The 16,700-nt window shown below is 54.0% G+C and carries 16 protein-coding genes; 10 read left to right on the plus strand and 6 right to left on the minus strand.

Annotation, left to right across the window (positions count from 1 at the left end; translation table 11 throughout):
• The first annotated feature begins 42 nt into the window (after nt 1-42).
• Nucleotides 43-1,080 (plus strand): iron ABC transporter permease, encoded by a 1,038-nt coding sequence (locus MKZ15_RS06335; protein ID WP_240908708.1) that lies wholly within the window; start codon nt 43-45, stop codon nt 1,078-1,080.
• Nucleotides 1,077-2,111, plus strand: a complete 1,035-nt coding sequence (locus MKZ15_RS06340; protein ID WP_339820744.1) for an iron ABC transporter permease — start codon at nt 1,077-1,079, stop codon at nt 2,109-2,111. The genes MKZ15_RS06335 and MKZ15_RS06340 overlap by 4 nt, the downstream gene beginning before the upstream one ends.
• Before the next feature lie 66 nt (nt 2,112-2,177).
• Here the strand turns inward: MKZ15_RS06340 and MKZ15_RS06345 are convergent, their stop codons facing one another.
• A complete protein-coding gene (locus tag MKZ15_RS06345; protein WP_339820746.1) occupies nt 2,178-3,104 on the minus strand; it encodes a TIGR01777 family oxidoreductase in 927 nt (308 codons plus the stop codon).
• 82 nt (nt 3,105-3,186) lie between these two features.
• On the minus strand, nt 3,187-3,651 hold the full coding sequence (locus MKZ15_RS06350) for a DUF2621 domain-containing protein (protein ID WP_155606556.1): 465 nt from the start codon (nt 3,649-3,651) through the stop codon (nt 3,187-3,189).
• Between the two features lie 185 nt (nt 3,652-3,836).
• On the opposite strand from MKZ15_RS06350, the gene MKZ15_RS06355 reads away from it, so the two are divergent.
• Both MKZ15_RS06355 and purU read left to right on the plus strand, forming a co-directional pair.
• On the plus strand, nt 3,837-4,952 hold the full coding sequence (locus MKZ15_RS06355) for a deoxyribonuclease IV (protein ID WP_339820747.1): 1,116 nt from the start codon (nt 3,837-3,839) through the stop codon (nt 4,950-4,952).
• Nucleotides 4,953-4,989: 37 nt separating this feature from the next.
• Nucleotides 4,990-5,889: a formyltetrahydrofolate deformylase gene (purU, locus tag MKZ15_RS06360; protein ID WP_339820749.1), complete on the plus strand. Its 900-nt coding sequence runs from the start codon at nt 4,990-4,992 to the stop codon at nt 5,887-5,889.
• Nucleotides 5,890-5,968: 79 nt separating this feature from the next.
• On the opposite strand, the gene MKZ15_RS06365 is transcribed toward purU, so the two are convergent.
• Complete coding sequence (locus MKZ15_RS06365) at nt 5,969-6,316, minus strand: RidA family protein (RefSeq protein ID WP_213623411.1); 348 nt, start codon at nt 6,314-6,316, stop codon at nt 5,969-5,971.
• A gap of 293 nt (nt 6,317-6,609) precedes the next feature.
• Between MKZ15_RS06365 and tkt the strand changes: the two genes are divergently transcribed.
• Both tkt and MKZ15_RS06375 read left to right on the plus strand, forming a co-directional pair.
• Entirely contained in the window at nt 6,610-8,634 is a 2,025-nt protein-coding gene (gene tkt / locus MKZ15_RS06370; protein WP_339820752.1) for a transketolase, read from the plus strand.
• Nucleotides 8,635-8,736: 102 nt separating this feature from the next.
• Nucleotides 8,737-9,060, plus strand: coding sequence for a pyrimidine/purine nucleoside phosphorylase (locus tag MKZ15_RS06375; RefSeq protein WP_213623410.1), 324 nt, complete (start codon nt 8,737-8,739; stop codon nt 9,058-9,060).
• Between the two features lie 77 nt (nt 9,061-9,137).
• Here the strand turns inward: MKZ15_RS06375 and MKZ15_RS06380 are convergent, their stop codons facing one another.
• Complete coding sequence (locus MKZ15_RS06380; protein ID WP_339820756.1) at nt 9,138-10,025, minus strand: NAD(P)-dependent oxidoreductase; 888 nt, start codon at nt 10,023-10,025, stop codon at nt 9,138-9,140.
• 226 nt (nt 10,026-10,251) lie between these two features.
• Here MKZ15_RS06380 and MKZ15_RS06385 point away from each other — a divergent pair, with 226 nt between their 5' ends.
• The 4 genes from MKZ15_RS06385 to cysA all read left to right on the plus strand — a co-directional run bounded on the left by MKZ15_RS06385 (nt 10,252) and on the right by cysA (nt 14,308).
• Nucleotides 10,252-11,607, plus strand: coding sequence for a glucose-6-phosphate isomerase (locus MKZ15_RS06385; protein ID WP_155606511.1), 1,356 nt, complete (start codon nt 10,252-10,254; stop codon nt 11,605-11,607).
• A 107-nt stretch (nt 11,608-11,714) separates the two neighbouring features.
• Nucleotides 11,715-12,347 (plus strand): YigZ family protein, encoded by a 633-nt coding sequence (locus tag MKZ15_RS06390; RefSeq protein ID WP_155606512.1) that lies wholly within the window; start codon nt 11,715-11,717, stop codon nt 12,345-12,347.
• 5 nt (nt 12,348-12,352) lie between these two features.
• Nucleotides 12,353-12,949, plus strand: a complete 597-nt coding sequence (locus MKZ15_RS06395) for a TetR/AcrR family transcriptional regulator (protein WP_339820758.1) — start codon at nt 12,353-12,355, stop codon at nt 12,947-12,949.
• A 294-nt stretch (nt 12,950-13,243) separates the two neighbouring features.
• The gene (gene cysA, locus MKZ15_RS06400; RefSeq protein ID WP_339820760.1) at nt 13,244-14,308 is read left to right on the plus strand and encodes a sulfate ABC transporter ATP-binding protein; all 1,065 of its coding nucleotides are present in this window, start codon (nt 13,244-13,246) and stop codon (nt 14,306-14,308) included.
• A 278-nt stretch (nt 14,309-14,586) separates the two neighbouring features.
• Here cysA and MKZ15_RS06405 read toward each other — a convergent pair whose 3' ends face one another.
• Both MKZ15_RS06405 and MKZ15_RS06410 read right to left on the minus strand, forming a co-directional pair.
• A complete protein-coding gene (locus MKZ15_RS06405) occupies nt 14,587-15,684 on the minus strand; it encodes an ABC transporter permease (protein WP_339820763.1) in 1,098 nt (365 codons plus the stop codon).
• Nucleotides 15,681-16,700 carry an ABC transporter ATP-binding protein gene (locus tag MKZ15_RS06410; RefSeq protein ID WP_339820765.1) on the minus strand — a complete coding sequence of 340 codons (1,020 nt, stop codon included), beginning with the start codon at nt 16,698-16,700 and terminating at the stop codon, nt 15,681-15,683. The genes MKZ15_RS06405 and MKZ15_RS06410 overlap by 4 nt, the downstream gene beginning before the upstream one ends.

The raw sequence follows: 16,700 nt of genomic DNA on the forward strand, positions 1-16,700 counted from the left end.
CTCTTATTTTTCGGCAAAATTGATTAAAGGATGGTTCTCGACATGTCGGCAATAACCCAATCTACCAAACCACGCTACCGTTCACGCCCGCTTGCGGCAACTTTGATTTTATTCGGCGGTGCCGTGCTGCTGCTGTTTGCCATTTGCCTTTCGATTTCCGTTGGGGCGGCAGATATTCACCTCACTACCGTCTGGGATGCGCTGTTCCACTTTCAGGCGGAGCAAACTCAGCATCAAATTATTATGGAGCTGCGGCTCCCGCGGGCTTTGGCGGCTGCATTAATCGGCGCGGCGCTTGCGGTAGCCGGGTCCATTATGCAGGGGATGACACGCAACCCGATGGCTGATTCCGGCTTATTGGGACTTAACTCCGGCGCAGGGCTGGCGCTGGCCATTAGCTTTGCGTTGATGCCAGGCACCTCATTCCTGCTAACGATGTTTTATTCGTTTATCGGAGCCGGGCTGGGTGCCGGACTCGTATTCGGCATCGGCTCCATGTCCAAGGGAGGCATGTCTCCGGTTCGACTGACGTTGGCAGGGGCTGCCGTCAGTATGCTGCTGACCGCAATCAGCGAGGGGATTGCGATTTACTTCAATATTGGACAGGATCTTGCATTCTGGTACGCTGGCGCGATTGCCGGTGCGAATTGGCTGCAAATCAAACTGGTCTCACCTTGGGTGTTCGCCGGGTTGTTCTGCGCTTTGCTGCTGTCGAAATCAATTACTCTGCTCAGCCTCGGCGAAGAGGTGGCGACCGGCTTGGGCCAAAGAACACGCTTGATTAAGGCGCTTGGCATGCTCATCGTGTTGGTTCTAGCCGGCAGTGCGGTTTCGATTGTCGGTGCGATTGGGTTCGTTGGCCTACTGGTACCTCACGTGGCTCGCTTTTTAGTTGGCGTTGATTACCGTTGGGTGATCCCGTCCTCGGCCCTGCTTGGCAGTTTATTGATGGTATTTGCAGATATTTTGGCGCGGATGGTTCATCCACCGCATGAAACGCCGATTGGCGCTTTGATTGCCGTCATCGGGGTGCCGTTCTTCCTGTATCTCGCCATGAAGCAGAAGGGGGGATTGGAATGAACCGAGTCGAAGCCCCTATGCATTTGCGGCAGAAAGCCCGTAAAGCTTATATCGTCATGACCGTCTTTGCGCTATTGATCCTTGCCGTATTCATCTTTAGCATGAATACCGGGTACATCCGTCTGTCGCCGCTCGATGTGTTTAGGACCCTGGTTGGCATTGGGACAGATAAACAAGAGCTGATTTTATTCGAATTCCGGTTGCCGCGCATCGTGATTTCCGTGCTGATCGGAATGGGGATGGCGGTTGCCGGCTGTATCTTCCAAGGCATCTCCCGTAACCCGCTCGCCGATCCCGGGGTGCTTGGAATCAATGCCGGAGCTGGCCTTGCGGTAACGCTGTTTATTTCGTTTTATCCGACGACGACAAGCGCCCCCGTCTATATGATGCCGGTCCTGGCTTTTCTTGGAGCGGCCGGGGCAGCGACCTTGATTTACGTACTCTCCTTCAAAAAAAATTACGGTTTGCTCCCCATCCGAATGGTGTTGGTTGGGATTGCGGTTGCTGCCGGCATCAATGCCGCGATGATCGTTCTGCAGTTGCGCTTGCGTCCGGAGAATTTTCAGATGCTGCAAATCTGGCTGGTCGGCAGTATTTGGGGAACGTCGTGGAAGTACGTACTGGCGCTGCTGCCTTGGCTGATCGTACTGCTTCCTTACGTGTTCTTGAAGTCGCGCGCGCTGAATGTGCTCAATCTGGGAGATCAAACCGCGACGGGTCTCGGCACTCCATTGGAGCGATCCCGTCTGGGGCTCTTGGCTGCCGCGGTTGGTTTGACCGGCGCCTGCGTCGCCGTGGGCGGAGGCATCTCCTTCGTGGGGCTGATCGCGCCGCACTTGGCCCGCCGGCTGGTTGGACCCAAGCATGAGTATTTACTCCCTGCCTCCGCGCTGGCTGGTGGTTTGCTTGTTATCCTAGGCGATACACTAGGCCGCTGGGTGCTTCAGCCGGCTGAGATCCCAACCGGGATTGTAGTAGCTATTATCGGTGCGCCTTATTTCTTGTATTTGCTCACGAAGTCGCGGATGTAAACGCCTGAATGTTGATAATGACAACGGCCCGGAGACTGGAATTCCAGTCTTCGGGCCGTTGTCATTTTAGGACTTCAGATCGGCGACCGCCGATTCTAAATCAGGATAAGTGAAGGTGAATCCAGCCTCTAGCAACGCGCGGGGAATGACCTGCTGCCCCTCGAGCAGCAGGAGCGACATCTCGCCTAACGCGGCTCGGAGCACCGCCGCAGGCAGCGGAAGCCAGAAGGGACGGCGATGCACGCGGCATACGGTGCGCCCGAAATCAAGGTTCGTCACCGGATGCGGGCTCACTGCGTTCACCGGGCCGCGAACTTCCGGATGAGTGACACAGTAATCAATCAGCCTCACCATATCCTGAATATGAATCCAAGGGACCCATTGCTTGCCGCTGCCGATACTTCCTCCGATGCCAAGCTGATAGGGGAGGCGCATCAACGGATATGCGCCGCCGCCTTGCCCGAGTACGACTCCGGTGCGCAGCTTGACTACGCGGACTCCGCGGAATTCCCGGTCTGCCGTCTCCTCCCAAGCCGCTGTCACCTCGGCGAGAAAATCGGGGGGAGGTGATGGTATAGCCGAGCTCTCGTCAAACGCTTCTGAGTGCGAAGTACCATAAATACCAACTGCGGAACCTTGTACAACAACCTCAGGTTTTAGTTTCATTCGCTCAACGGCGCGGGCAACCGCTCGGGTGGACTCCAGGCGGGACTCTAGAATCCGCTGCTTGGTCGGTTTCGACCAACGCTGATTCAGTGTAGCTCCGGCCAGATTCACGATGGTTGAAACACCTTCCAGTAGCACAGGATTTCTCTCCAATTCCAACCACGTTGTGGAGGTCAGCAAAGCGTCGGAAGCAGCAGCCTCCTGCAGCCAGCGCTTTCCCCCGGTACCACCACGCGTGACAATCATTACCTCGTGTCCTTGGCTCAGCCAAAACTTGGCCAGCGCCCGGCCGATAAACCCCGAGCCCCCGAAGATCACCGTTTTCATGTTTTCCTGAATCCTCCTCTACGTAAAAATCCGGCTGCCTAGTGCAAGACAAGGAGCCGGATGTGAATTTGTGCATATGCGCTTATTTGTTCATTAAATGCCGATAGGGTTGATAATCGATCTGATTATTTTCCAGAAACTTAACAAGGAACTTGTTGTCGCGTTTTGGCGTGGCTACGATGTAACCGCGGATGCAGTGCTCCTGCGTGACCTCGGAGGCTTCCTCCTGCAGCGCAATTTTGCCGATCTCCGCGGCGATCGAATGCTTGGCGATGTCCCGGAACGGTCCCGGTACAGGCTCGACCAACCGGTCGAGGAACGCTTTGGCTTCGTCCGTCCATAGGTGGCGGCTCTGCTCGACCCAATGGTTCTGCCAGTCCAGCTTCGACATGCCGTCAGCCTTCGGGAGTACCTTCAAAAATTTGCGGAACATAAAGAAGCCGCCGATCGCCATCATGCCAAGCAGCACGAAACCCCAAAACGCGATGCTGTTCATAAACCAGCGATTCGGGCCTTGGGCGGTTAGTATGTAAACGGTAGATTGCAGCACGATTCATCACCTCGGAACGGATTTCGCTTTTCGCTAAAAATTCGGATATTATGATAGTAGAAATTGAATCTTTCAAAACTGAGATAATCTGCTAAAATTATACCTTATTTCTTTATTTATTTCAGCATTCAAGCTAAAATAGGTTTGTTTAGCGATTTAATGTCCAAAAGGGGGAAAATACCTTGCTGAAAATTGGTTCCCATGTATCGTTCTCGGACAAGGGCCTGCTTAGCGCAACGGCCGAGGCGGTAACCTACGGCTCCAGCTCCTTCATGATATACACCGGGGCACCGCAAAATACGCGGCGTAAACCGATCGAATCGATGAATATTGAAGAAGGCCAAGCGGCGATGAAACAAGCCAGTATCGACGAAATCGTCGTCCATGCGCCTTACATTATCAATCTAGGTTCTTACAAATCGAACACGTACCAGCTTGCCGTGGATTTCCTGCAGGAGGAAATCCGTCGTACCCATGCGCTTGGCGTACGTAACATCGTGCTTCATCCCGGCGCTTTTACGGACAAGGATGCGGAGTACGGGGTGAATCGCATTGCGGAAGGCCTTAACGAAGTGCTGAACGGAACGAGTGAAACCGACGTTTGCATCGCGCTGGAAACCATGGCCGGCAAAGGGACGGAGATCGGTCGCAGCTTCGAGGAAATCGCGCAGATTATCGAGAAAGTCCAACACAACGAGCGCTTAACCATCTGCCTTGATACCTGTCACATCCATGACGCCGGCTATGATATCGTAAATGATCTGGACGGCGTCCTGAAGAAATTCGACGATACGATCGGATTAAAGCGGATTGAAGTCGTTCATATCAATGACAGCAAAAACCCGGTTGGCGCGGCAAAAGACCGCCATACGCCGATCGGCTCCGGCTGGATTGGCTTCGATGCGATCCACCGCATCGTCCATCATGAGGCGCTGCAAGGCCGACCGTTCATTCTGGAGACGCCTTGGGTCGGGAAGGAAGCGAAAACTCAACGCCCGATGTACGAAGTTGAGATCGCGCTGCTGCGCGGGAACGTCGGCGAACGGTTTGGTGAATCGTTCCTGAGCGATGTGGAGCGTTTGGCCGACTTTTTTGCCAAGCAGGACATCGGGGCCCGTTCCTTCGTGCTGGATACGTGGAATCTGCTCAAGAACGATGCCAAAGCGAAGAAGGCCGATCCGCGCGAGCCGATGGAGCGGCTGTACGACCTCGCGATGGAAGCCAGCCTGTTCCCAGAGCTGACGGAAGAGCAGGTGAACCAACGCCTGGTGGCCTGGTTTGCCGGCGCGGGTAAATAACGAAGACATCATTTGTGGCAAGGGGAATGGAAGAACAATGGATACGCATATCAAAACGGGCGGACAACCCGTCAAACCTTATGAGAGCAACCGTGCGCGCATGTTGATCTCCTGCCCGGACGGGCCGGGGATCGTTGCCGCGGTATCCCGCTTCCTGCACGAGCATGGGGCGAATATCGTGCAGTCGGACCAGTATACGATGGACCCGGAGGGCGGCATGTTTTTTATGCGGGTCGAATTCGATTTGGATGGATTGGACGGGCGGATTGCGGCGCTGAGGAGCGATTTTGAAGCGATCGCCTCGCAGTTCCGGATGCAGTGGAACATCTATCAGCTGAGCCGCAAGAAGAAGCTGGCGATCTTCGTATCCAAGGAGGATCATTGCCTGGTCGAGCTGCTTTGGCAATGGCAAGCAGGGGACCTGGATGCGGAAATCTCCATGGTCGTTAGCAATCATCCGGATATGAAGGAATACGTCGAATCGTTTGGGATTCCGTACCACCACATTCCGGTGACGCCAGAGACGAAACGCGAAGCCGAGCAAAAGCAGTTGGAGATCGTCGGAGGCAACGTCGATTTAATCGTATTGGCGAGATACATGCAAATTGTCTCCCCGGCGCTGATCGAGCCGTACCGCACCCGCCTGATCAACATTCACCACTCGTTCCTGCCGGCGTTTGTGGGAGGTAAGCCGTATGCTCAAGCTTATGACCGCGGGGTCAAGATCATCGGCGCCACCGCGCATTACGTGACTGAGGAACTGGACGGTGGACCGATCATCGAGCAGGACGTGCAGCGTGTAAGCCACCGTGACGACGTGAACGAACTGAAACGAATCGGTCGGACCATCGAGCGGGTTGTGTTAGCCCGGGCTGTAAAATGGCATATCGAGGACCGGATTTTGGTCCACCAGAACAAGACGGTCGTTTTCAACTAACGGCCTCATTCATGAGATTTGGATAACAAAACCGGCATCATGGGCAGCGTGTCAGCTCGTCATGATGCCGGTTTTTACGTTATTCCTCTCCCCGGTAGGCGATCCCGTCAATCATTAGAAGACAATCGGTATCGATGAATTCAGTGGTGGAGGTCATGCGCGCCGGACAATGGTTTTGCTCAAAGTACTCGAAAAATACCTTCTCCATCTCAGGCAGATCCTGAATATGCTTGAGATACACATTCACTTTCACCAACCGTTCCAGCGGGCATCCGCACGCGGATAAGGTGGATTTCAGTTGGGTGAAGACATCGTGGATTTGCGCGGTGAAGTCGTCGCCAAAACCTCGGTGCAGACCGAGAAAGACATAGTCGCCGGCCGTAACGGCGGAAGAATAGCTAAACGGAGTTGGAATACGGGTAATCATGATCTTTAGCCTCCTAATAGATAAGGATTTATGCCGGATCTAGAGGTGAATGTTTTCACATAGTATAGAACATATGTTCCTAAAAAGCAAGGGAATTATGAACGGGGCAGGAGCAACACGAAAAAAGCTCATTTACAGGGGAATGGTTGGGAATAATGGTATGGAAAAGGGGAGTAGGAAGTGCTACAATAGATAAAGTCAAAATGATTTTTTCAAAATGATTGTTTTGTAAACGGAGCGTTAAATGTTTCATGGTTTTCAACGATCTTTTCATAATGAAGGAGGAAACACGAATGTCACTTTCAGACAACAACACGATCGACAAACTCTCGATCACTACCATTCGTACACTGGCGATCGACGCGATCGAGAAAGCGAAATCCGGCCATCCTGGCATGCCGATGGGTTCCGCCCCAATGGGATATCAACTATTTGCCAAAACGATGAACCATAATCCGGACGAACCAACCTGGATCAACCGCGACCGTTTCGTCTTGTCCGCCGGCCATGGCTCCATGCTGCTGTACAGCTTACTGCACTTGTCCGGGTACGACCTCCCGATGGAAGAAATTAAACAATTCCGCCAATGGGGCAGTAAAACGCCGGGTCATCCGGAGTTTGGTCATACCGCTGGTGTGGATGCGACAACCGGCCCGCTTGGTCAAGGTTTGGCGATGGCAGTAGGGATGGCGCTTGCAGAAACCCAACTGGCTGCGACTTACAATAAAGGCAATCTGAAAGTGATCGATCACTATACGTACGGCATCTGCGGCGACGGCGACCTGATGGAGGGCGTGGCCAGTGAAGCGGCATCGCTCGCCGGTCACTTGAAGCTTGGCAAATTGATTTTCCTCTATGACTCCAACGACATCTCGCTGGACGGCAAGCTGAATCTCAGCTTCTCGGAGAACGTGCGTCAACGTTTCGAAGCTTACGGCTGGCAAACGCTGCGTGTGGAAGACGGCAACGATCTGGCGGCCATCGAAGCGGCGCTCGAAGAAGCGAAAGGCGACACTGAACGTCCAACGCTGATCGAAGTGAAGACAGTGATCGGTTACGGAAGCCCGAACAAGCAAGGCAAAGGCGGCCATGGCGGTACCCACGGCTCCCCGCTGGGCGCTGAAGAAGCGAAGCTGACCAAAGAGAATTACAAATGGGTTTATGAAGAAGATTTCTATGTTCCGCAAGAAGTACGCGAGCATTTTGCCAAAGTTAAAGAACGTGGAATTGCCACTTATCAAGCTTGGCAAGAAACGTTTAAGCAATATCAATCACAATATCCGGAGTTGGCCGCTCAATTCGAGCAAGCGATTGCCGGCGATCTGCCATCCGGTTGGGATGCGAAGCTGCCTAAGTACAGCGCAACAGACAAAGCGGTCTCCACGCGCGTAGCTTCCGGTAACGCGCTCAACGGACTTGCTCCAAACGTACCGCAGCTGCTGGGCGGCTCCGCCGACCTGGAAAGCTCGACAATGACACATTTGAACGATCTGGCGATGTATACACCGGAAACCCGCGATGGCCGCAACCTGTACTTCGGCGTTCGCGAGTTCGGTATGGCTGCTGCCATGAACGGCATCATGTTGCATGGCGGTCTGAAAGTGTTCGGCGGCACGTTCTTCGTGTTCACTGACTACTTGCGTCCGGCAGTGCGTTTGTCCGCGCTGATGAAGTTGCCGGTGACTTACGTGCTGACACATGACAGCATCGCGGTCGGCGAAGACGGCCCTACTCACGAACCTATCGAACAGCTCGCTTCCCTGCGAATCATCCCAGGCTTGACGGTCATCCGTCCGGCGGACGGCAATGAAACGTCGGCGGCTTGGGCTTATGCGGTAGAGAACAAATCGAATCCGGTCGTCCTGGTGCTGACTCGTCAAAACCTGCCGATCCTGGAGAAAACGGCGGAAGCGGCTCGCGAAGGGATCAAACGTGGCGGTTACGTCGTAGCCGACGCGAAGGACGGCAAACCGGTTGCGCAAATCATCGCTACGGGTTCGGAAGTCCAACTCGCGGTTAAAGCGCAAGCCGCTTTGGCCGAAGAAGGCATCCAGGTTCGCGTCATCAGCTTGCCGAGCGTGGATCTGTTTGATAAACAGGATCAGGCTTACAAAGACTCCGTTATCCTGCCGGACGTTAAAGCCCGCGTTGCTGTAGAAATGGCGCATCCGTTCGGATGGGATCGTTTTGTCGGCGAGAAAGGCTCGGTCATCGGCATCGATAAATTCGGGGCTTCCGCACCTGGCGACAAGGTCATCGAAGAGTATGGCTTCACGGTAGAAAACGTGGTTAACCACGTGAAAGCCCAATTGAAATAAATAAGAATAGGAGTTCAAAAAGTCGGATTTTCAGCACCGAGAAAGTGATTAAAAGACGACTTTTTGAACAACCGCTTAGAGGGGAAGAAGGGAGAGGGGAACGTGACAGAGAAACTGCAAAATGTAACCGTAGAGAAGCAAGCCAACATCTATTTTGACGGCAAAGTTACGAGCCGGACCGTTTGGCTTCCGGACGGAAGCAAACTGACACTGGGAATCATGCTCCCGGGGGAATATGAGTTCGGCACGGACTCGCTGGAAGTGATGGACATTTTGTCCGGAGACCTAAAAGTGCTGCTTCCCGGCGAAACGCTGTGGCGGGAAATCAGCGGGCGCGGAACGTTCACCGTTCCTGCCAAGTCTTCCTTCAAGCTGGAGGTGCGCAGCGTCACCGACTACTGCTGCTCTTATGGGGCAGGAGCTTAAGCCTCATAGCTAATCAAAAAGGCAGGTATCAGCGATTCCATGTCGCTGTACCTGCCTTTATTTCATAATCTGAAGGCTTATTCGCCGATTTGTTTGCCAATCCAAGCTTCATACAGCTTGACGACGGAGGAGAGGTCCTCCTCGCCGAAGCCTTGGGTTTGGCCAGATTGGAACAGGCTCTTAGCCAGACTCAGCATCGGCGCCGGAATGCCCGAGCCGTCGGTCAGCGCAGACGCGAGCTTCAGATCCTTCAGCATTAAGGCAAGCGAGAACTGATTCGTGAAATCGTGCTCGATGATTTTGCGTCCCTTCAGCTCCGCAGCTTTGCTGCCGGCGGAACCCAGCTGCACGAGTTCTAGGAAGCGGTCTGCTGGCAGACCCGATTTGGCGGCGATGGCAAACCCTTCCGCCAGCGCCAGGTTGTTGATGCCGACAATCGTGTTATGGGCCAGCTTAGCGACGGCACCGCTGCCGTTGTCGCCCATGTGCAGCACTTTTTTGCCCATCGTGTCGAACAATTCCATCACTTGCGCTAAAGTCTCTGCAGAACCGCCGACCATAAATACGAGGGTGCCGTCGATTGCGGCCGGCGAGCTGCCGGTCACTGGGGCGTCGAGGAACGTGCCTCCAAGCTCAGCAATCTGTGCGGCTAGGCGTTTGACGAGTGCCGGCGAGATCGTCGAACAGTCGATGACGGTGGTCCCGGGCCGGATTCCGGCCAATACGCCATTCTCGCCTTCGTATACTTCGGCGATGGACTCATCGTTGCTGACCATCGTGATTACGACGTCCGCCCACACGGCGGTTTCCTTCGGCGAAGGTGCCACGGAAGCTCCCTGCTCGGCAAGGGGCGCTGCTTTGGATGCGGTCCGGTTAAACACGGTCACAGGATAACCTGCTTTCAGCAGGTTGGATGCCATAGGCGCACCCATCGTCCCGAGGCCGATAAATCCGATTTTTTTCAAGTTCGTCACCATCTTCCAAAAGAATTGAACATCATTTAATTATTTTAGCACGGCGCGTGGAAACCTGTATATTGTGCCCTTGTCATTGCCGGGAATTTACAGTATCCTAGTTTTAAGTTGTTTGAGGCGGCGTTCAGACCGGCTTTTTTTACCAGACAGCAGCTTTTGAACGTTTCCTCTTGGATAGGTCAGTGTGATAAATATTAGACGGAGGAGAGTTTCAGCAATGTCCAAAAAAGTGACGTTTGACTACAGCAAAGCCCTGCAATTCGTTGGGCAGCATGAGGTCGATTATTTTGCGGAGCCGATTCGCACGGCTCATGAGCAGCTACATAAAGGTACCGGGGCAGGTTCCGACTTCTTGGGTTGGATCAACTTGCCGACCGACTATGATAAAGAAGAGTTTGCCCGCATCCAGAAAGCGGCAGCCAAAATCCAAAGCGATTCCGATGTCCTAATCGTCATCGGCATCGGCGGATCCTACTTGGGCGCGCGCGCGGCGATCGAATCGCTGTCCCATTCGTTCTATAACCTGTTGCCGAAGGACAAGCGCAAGACGCCGGAAATTTATTTTGCCGGTAACAACATCAGCTCGACTTACGTGAATCACCTGCTTGAACTGATTGAAGGCAAGGATTTTTCGGTGAACGTCATCTCCAAATCGGGGACGACAACGGAACCGGCGATCGCTTTCCGCATTTTCCGCGCTGCGCTGGAGAAGAAATACGGCAAGGAAGAAGCGCGTAAGCGCATTTACGCAACGACCGACAAAGCCAAAGGGGCGCTCAAGAAGCTGTCCACCGAAGAAGGCTACGAAACGTTCGTCATTCCGGACGACGTTGGCGGACGTTATTCCGTTCTGACCGCAGTTGGCCTGTTGCCGATTGCGACTGCCGGTATTAATATTGAAGAAATGATGCAAGGCGCAGCCGATGCGTCGAAGGAATTCAGCAACCCGAACCTCGCCGAGAACGCCAGCTACCAATATGCAGCCGTACGTAACGCGTTGTACCGCAAAGGCAAAGTGACGGAAATCCTCGTCAACTACGAGCCTTCCCTGCACTACGTATCGGAATGGTGGAAACAGCTGTACGGCGAAAGCGAAGGCAAGGATTACAAAGGGATCTATCCGGCTTCGGTTGATTTCTCCACCGATCTGCACTCCATGGGTCAATTCATCCAAGAGGGCAACCGGAACATCTTCGAAACGGTGATTCAAGTGACTGAGGTGCCTAGCCACATCACGATTGAATCCGATCCGGCCGATCTGGATGGTTTGAACTTCCTGTCCGGCAAAACGCTTGATTTCGTCAACAAGAAAGCGTTCCAAGGCACGCTGCTGGCACATACCGATGGCCATGTACCTAACCTGGTCGTGAATGTGCCGGACATGACGCCATATTCGTTTGGTTACCTGGTTTATTTCTTTGAAAAAGCCTGCGGTATCAGTGGTTACCTGCTGGGCGTCAATCCATTTGACCAACCGGGTGTCGAAGCGTACAAGAAGAACATGTTCGCACTGCTTGGCAAGCCGGGTTACGAGAAGGAAAAGGCCGAACTGGAAGCCCGTCTTTCCGAATAAGTAAGGCCAGGTAGTAGTAAATGCGTTGAAGTTAGAATGTCAGGAAGCAGTTCGCCGGAAGATGCCGGAGGAGCTGCTTCTTGGCACATTCATAAGGATGGTCTCATATGCTGGAAAAGTACAAGACGGTTAGGCAAGCCGGAGAACAAGAAATCGTCATCAAGAAATCACGGTTTATCGGGCACGTGAAACCGGTGGAAACCGAAGCCGATGCGCTTCAGTTTATTGAGGAGATCAAGAAGAAGCACTGGAACGCCACGCACAACTGTTCCGCGTACATGATCGGGGAACGGGATGAAATCCAAAAGCAATCGGACGACGGGGAGCCGAGCGGAACTGCCGGTAAGCCGATTTTGGAGGTGATCAAAAATCAGGGCCTCAAGAACGTCGCCATCGTCGTAACCCGGTATTTCGGAGGGATTATGCTGGGGGCGGGCGGTCTCATCCGGGCATATACTGACGGAGCCGTCGCAGCGATTGAAGCAGGGGAAGCCATTTCCCGTGTGCTTCATCAGCAAGTATTCGTGGAGCTGGATTACACTTGGCTAGGTAAAGTGGAGAATGAATTGCGTAACCGCGGCATCCGTACGGGAGATACGGGGTTTGCGGATAAGGTGACACTATGCTGTCTGCCGCATCATCCGGAGGCGCAAGCCTTTATGGATTGGATGACCGATTTGACGGGAGGGCAGGCCGTGATGACGGAAGGTGAAAAGGTTTATTTTATTGAAGGGGAATAATGCCTATGGCAAGAAGAGCAGTTGATCAGGAGTTGTCGAGAGAAAGAATTATGGAAGCGGCCCGGCACTTGTTCATTACCAAAGGGTACCGCGGGATTTCCATGAGGAGCATCGGTCAGCATTTGGGATACAGTCACGGCTCGCTTTATTATCACTTCAAGGAAAAAGCCGAGTTGTTTTATGCCATCGTGGTGAAAGATTTCGAGTCGTTGACCCATCTGTGCGAGCAGGTGACCAAACGGCCGCCTACCGACGGGCTGACCAAAGCAGAGCAACTCATGCTGGAATTCATCAAATTCGGCTTGGAGCATCCGCACCAATACGAAATCATGTTTATGCTCAGGGATGAGGAAATATTGACGTACTGTCGCAGCGAACAGGCCAAATGCTTCAATATGTTCGAGTCCATCATCCGCAGTTTTTTGCAGGAGGAGAGGCATCCGCTGGAGAACAATCCGTCTCTTCCGCTCAGCATGTTTTTGGGTATGCATGGATTTATCTCTTACTACATCCAGGATCGGCTGACCTTTGAAGAGATTAAGCCGGCCGCTGTCGCGCACGTCAAAATGTTAAGCCACAGCATTTACCGCATAACGTCATAGGGCGTTTTTGTTTTCACTTCTCGCTTTATCCAATTACACCATCATAGCATCAACACTTTATAACACTAATTGACAAAACCGGTCCATCCCCTGTAGAAAACAGATTCGGGGAAGGCCGGTTTTTGTTCAGGGTATAGCAAAAAAACCGCTCAAACCGCTTGGCTACTGCTTTTTTTCAGATTGACGGAATGCTTGCGGTTTGGTAATCTATTCTTAATAAACAAATCCAAGTAAATTCATCTGAATATTTAATAATTCAGTTCTTTGGAAACCGGAAGGGATGTGTGGTTTTGCATGCATGTAGAAGTGCGGAATTTGGATAAGCATTTTGGCAGCTTCCATGCCGTCCAAAATGTCAGTTTTGGCATCGAAAAGGGTCAATTGATCGGTTTGCTGGGGCCTAGCGGGGGCGGCAAAACGTCGATACTTCGCATGCTAGCGGGCCTGGAGCAGCCGGATGGCGGGGAGATTCTATTCCATGGGCAGCGGGTTAACGAGCTGGCACCGCAGGATCGCGGAATCGGCTTTGTTTTCCAAAGTTACGCTCTCTTTAAGCATATGACGGTATTCGATAATATTGCCTTCGGCCTGCAAGTGAAGAAGGTGTCAAAGGCGGACACGCGAGCGCGGGTCATGGAGCTGGTCGAGCTGACCGGGCTGCGGGGATTCGAGAACCGCTATCCGCATCAACTGTCGGGGGGGCAGCGCCAACGGGTTGCCTTTGCCCGCGCTTTGGCTCCGCAGCCGCAGTTGTTGCTGCTGGATGAGCCCTTTGCCGCGATCGATGCCAAGATCCGCCAGGAGCTGCGTTCGTGGCTGCGCGAGTTGATCGAGCGGGTAGGGATCACCTCGATTTTCGTCACTCATGACCAGGATGAAGCGATTGAGGTGGCTGACGAAATCATGATTATTAATCAGGGACGGCTGGAGCAAAAAGGGACGCCTTGGGATATCTACAAGGAGCCGGGAACCCCGTTCGTGGCTTCGTTTATCGGGCAATCGACGCTGGTGGAACGTGCCGCCGACCTGAAAGGCTTCGAGGAGGAAAGCGGAGGGCCGGAGACGAAAGCCTTGATCCGTCCGGAATACATCGAAGTAGGCACCGATCACGAATTTACATTGTTATCCGCGACTGCCCCAGGCGTCGTGAAGCACCTGCATTTCCGCGGCAGCGAATGGCTGGTGGAGGTGGAGGTCGGGGGGCATACCCTAACGACGTTCCGCTCCCTGGAGAAAGAAACGTTGAAGGCGGGTCAGGAGGTTCGCGTGCTCGTCCACCGCGCTTATCTCTTCGACCAAAAGCGGAGCTGGATCCTCGAGAATCCGCTGAAGCGCGAACCACTTAGTGTGATCATCTAACTGGGGTGGTGGATGGAAATAAGGGTATTTTATACCCTTATTTCACTGAATGGGAGCCTCGCCCAACCAATAGCGGTAAAAAATGGCCTTATTTTGTGGCGATAAGCTCGAAATGTCCCATCTACGGGCCATTCGGGAGAAATAAGACCCCAAAATGGCCTTATTTCCCCAAGAAGGGGCGTAAAGTGAAAAATAAGGCCCAAAAGCACCACTATTTGGGTGAGAATAAATAAAGAAGCCGCTGAAATATTCAGCGGCTTCTTTGCGTACGATTTCGGTTAGGCTCTCGACCGCACTTCCTGGCGCATGAACAGGACGTAGGACAGGCCAAAGCAGATCATCGTGGCGGCGAGCAGTCCGGTCAGCTGCGGCCAGATCAGCAGCAGGCTTTGGCCCAGCGACAAAGGGCTGGCGATTGCACCCACGAGCTGGTCCATTGTCAGCGGCCCCAATGCGCGGACTCCGGGGGAAAGCATCGTCGAGATCGTCTCCGAGAACAGCTCCGTCGGAGACAGGCGGTTCAGCGTCAGCACGAGGTTCATTTGCCGCAGCTGCGCATCCGGCGTCGCCATCTGGGAGACGGCCGTCGCGCTGTCGATCATGTTGATGATCATGCTGTAGAAGATCGTAAAGAACAGCCAAATGGCAATGGACGACAGCGCCGACGTCGCTGCCTGCCGGAAGCGGATCGAGAACAGGATCGACAGGCATAACCAGAAGCCGATGTATACCACCGCTATCAGCAAAAAGATGAAGATGCGGGCAAACTCCTCCGGCGTTGGCGGGTAGCCGATCGTAAACAAGCCAAGCCCCATCACGAGCAGGCCCAGTGAAAACACGACGACGGCGATCATCGCCAAAGCCGAGACGAACTTGGCTTTCAGAAAATCGTCGCGGTAAATCGGCTGCGACAGAAGGCGGCCTAACGTCCCTTTGTTCCGTTCGGAATTGACGGTGTCGAAGCCGAGCGTGATGCCGATCAGCGGTCCTAGCCAGGACAGGAATGTAGAGAAGGAGGGTACCGCCAGCGCCGAGCTGGTTAGAGTATACATTTTCAGGAACAGGAACGTATCTCCCGCCCCTCCGTCAGCCGCGCTGCCGCCCGATCGAATGGCCGTGACGGCCGAATAAATCGAGCCTATACAAGCCAGCACGATAATGCCCATCAGGATCCCGAACCGCCAACTGCTCAGATGATCGCCGATTTCCTTCTGCACCATGACCCAAAAGGAGGAAAACGAGCGTTCCCGGGGCGGATCAGCTTCGCCGGCGGGACGCAGTTCCGCCCACTGTCTTCTTGCGCGCTCCCGCCATTCGTTCAGGCGCAGCAGTTCCTTCGGCGAACGGCCGTCGGCCGCTTTGTTTGGCTGCATCATTGCTCACCCCTTCTTTCGAAATAACGATGATAGATATCGTCAAGCCCGTACTCCTTCCGGCGGATGTACACAAGCTCCGCATCCCCGTGAATGACGGCATCGGCAATTTGGGCAGTCAGGTCACGCTCGCATACCACGGTTGCGGTCACGCCCCGCTCAAGCGCGTCGTCGCCTTGAACCGGGTAGCGGATGCCGCGGACGCCTTCCAAACCGGCGATGTGCAGGGCCAACTCCTCCGTCCAACCTTTGGCGCCAACCTCGACGTAGACGTTGCCGTCCGCGTCCAACTGCTTGGATAAGGAGCGGATGTCGCCGGCGGCGATCAGACGGCCTTCGACGAACAAACCGACGCGGTCGCAAATTTGCTGGACCTGATGCAGGTGGTGCGAGGATAGCAGTACCGTCAATTTCTCGTCGCGGCTCAGCGAGGAGATGAGGGCGAGCAGCTCCCGTACCCCTTCGGGGTCGATCCCGAGCGTAGGCTCGTCGAGAATGATGACTTCCGGGTTTTTGATGAGCACGTCGGCCAGTCCCAGACGCTGCCGCATCCCGCGGGAGAACGCCCCGACCTTTTTACCGGCGTTGTCCGCAAGTCCGGTTTTCTCCAGAAGGGCTTTGGCGCGCTGGAGGGCCTCTTGCTCCGATACGCCGTTGAGCCGTGCCGTGTACATGAGATTATCCAGTGCCGTCCGGTCCTCATAGAACCCGACGTCATCAGGCAGATAACCAACCTTCCGCTTAACCTTAAGCGCCTCGCGCGTCGGATCGAATCCGCAGATCCGTGCATGCCCCGAGGTCGGTTCGGTCAGCCCGAGCATCATCAGGATCGTTGTGGTTTTCCCTGCGCCGTTGGGACCAAGCAATCCGAAAATCTCCCCGCGAGCGATGCTCAAATTCAGATGATCGACAGCTGTGGCCTCGCCGTATTTCTTGGTCAACTGCACCAGCTCGACGACCGGACGTTCGCCGTTGGCCGATGGGGTGGGTGTCATACGTATACCGGTCTCAGTAACCAT

The organism is Paenibacillus sp. FSL R7-0216, assembly GCF_037969915.1.
GTDB classification, from domain to species: domain Bacteria; phylum Bacillota; class Bacilli; order Paenibacillales; family Paenibacillaceae; genus Fontibacillus; species Fontibacillus rhizolycopersici.

Bases quoted from the DNA above. Each gene is read 5' to 3' on its own strand.
- MKZ15_RS06335 (WP_240908708.1), top strand. From the start codon at position 43: ATGTCGGCAATAACCCAATCTACCAAACCACGCTACCGTTCACGCCCG.
- MKZ15_RS06340 (WP_339820744.1), top strand. From the start codon at position 1,077: ATGAACCGAGTCGAAGCCCCTATGCATTTGCGGCAGAAAGCCCGTAAA.
- MKZ15_RS06345 (WP_339820746.1), bottom strand. From the start codon at position 3,104: ATGAAAACGGTGATCTTCGGGGGCTCGGGGTTTATCGGCCGGGCGCTG.
- purU (WP_339820749.1), top strand. From the start codon at position 4,990: ATGGATACGCATATCAAAACGGGCGGACAACCCGTCAAACCTTATGAG.
- MKZ15_RS06365 (WP_213623411.1), bottom strand. From the start codon at position 6,316: ATGATTACCCGTATTCCAACTCCGTTTAGCTATTCTTCCGCCGTTACG.
- tkt (WP_339820752.1), top strand. From the start codon at position 6,610: ATGTCACTTTCAGACAACAACACGATCGACAAACTCTCGATCACTACC.
- MKZ15_RS06385 (WP_155606511.1), top strand. From the start codon at position 10,252: ATGTCCAAAAAAGTGACGTTTGACTACAGCAAAGCCCTGCAATTCGTT.
- MKZ15_RS06390 (WP_155606512.1), top strand. From the start codon at position 11,715: ATGCTGGAAAAGTACAAGACGGTTAGGCAAGCCGGAGAACAAGAAATC.
- MKZ15_RS06395 (WP_339820758.1), top strand. From the start codon at position 12,353: ATGGCAAGAAGAGCAGTTGATCAGGAGTTGTCGAGAGAAAGAATTATG.
- cysA (WP_339820760.1), top strand. From the start codon at position 13,244: ATGCATGTAGAAGTGCGGAATTTGGATAAGCATTTTGGCAGCTTCCAT.
- MKZ15_RS06405 (WP_339820763.1), bottom strand. From the start codon at position 15,684: ATGATGCAGCCAAACAAAGCGGCCGACGGCCGTTCGCCGAAGGAACTG.
- MKZ15_RS06410 (WP_339820765.1), bottom strand. From the start codon at position 16,700: ATGGTTACTGAGACCGGTATACGTATGACACCCACCCCATCGGCCAAC.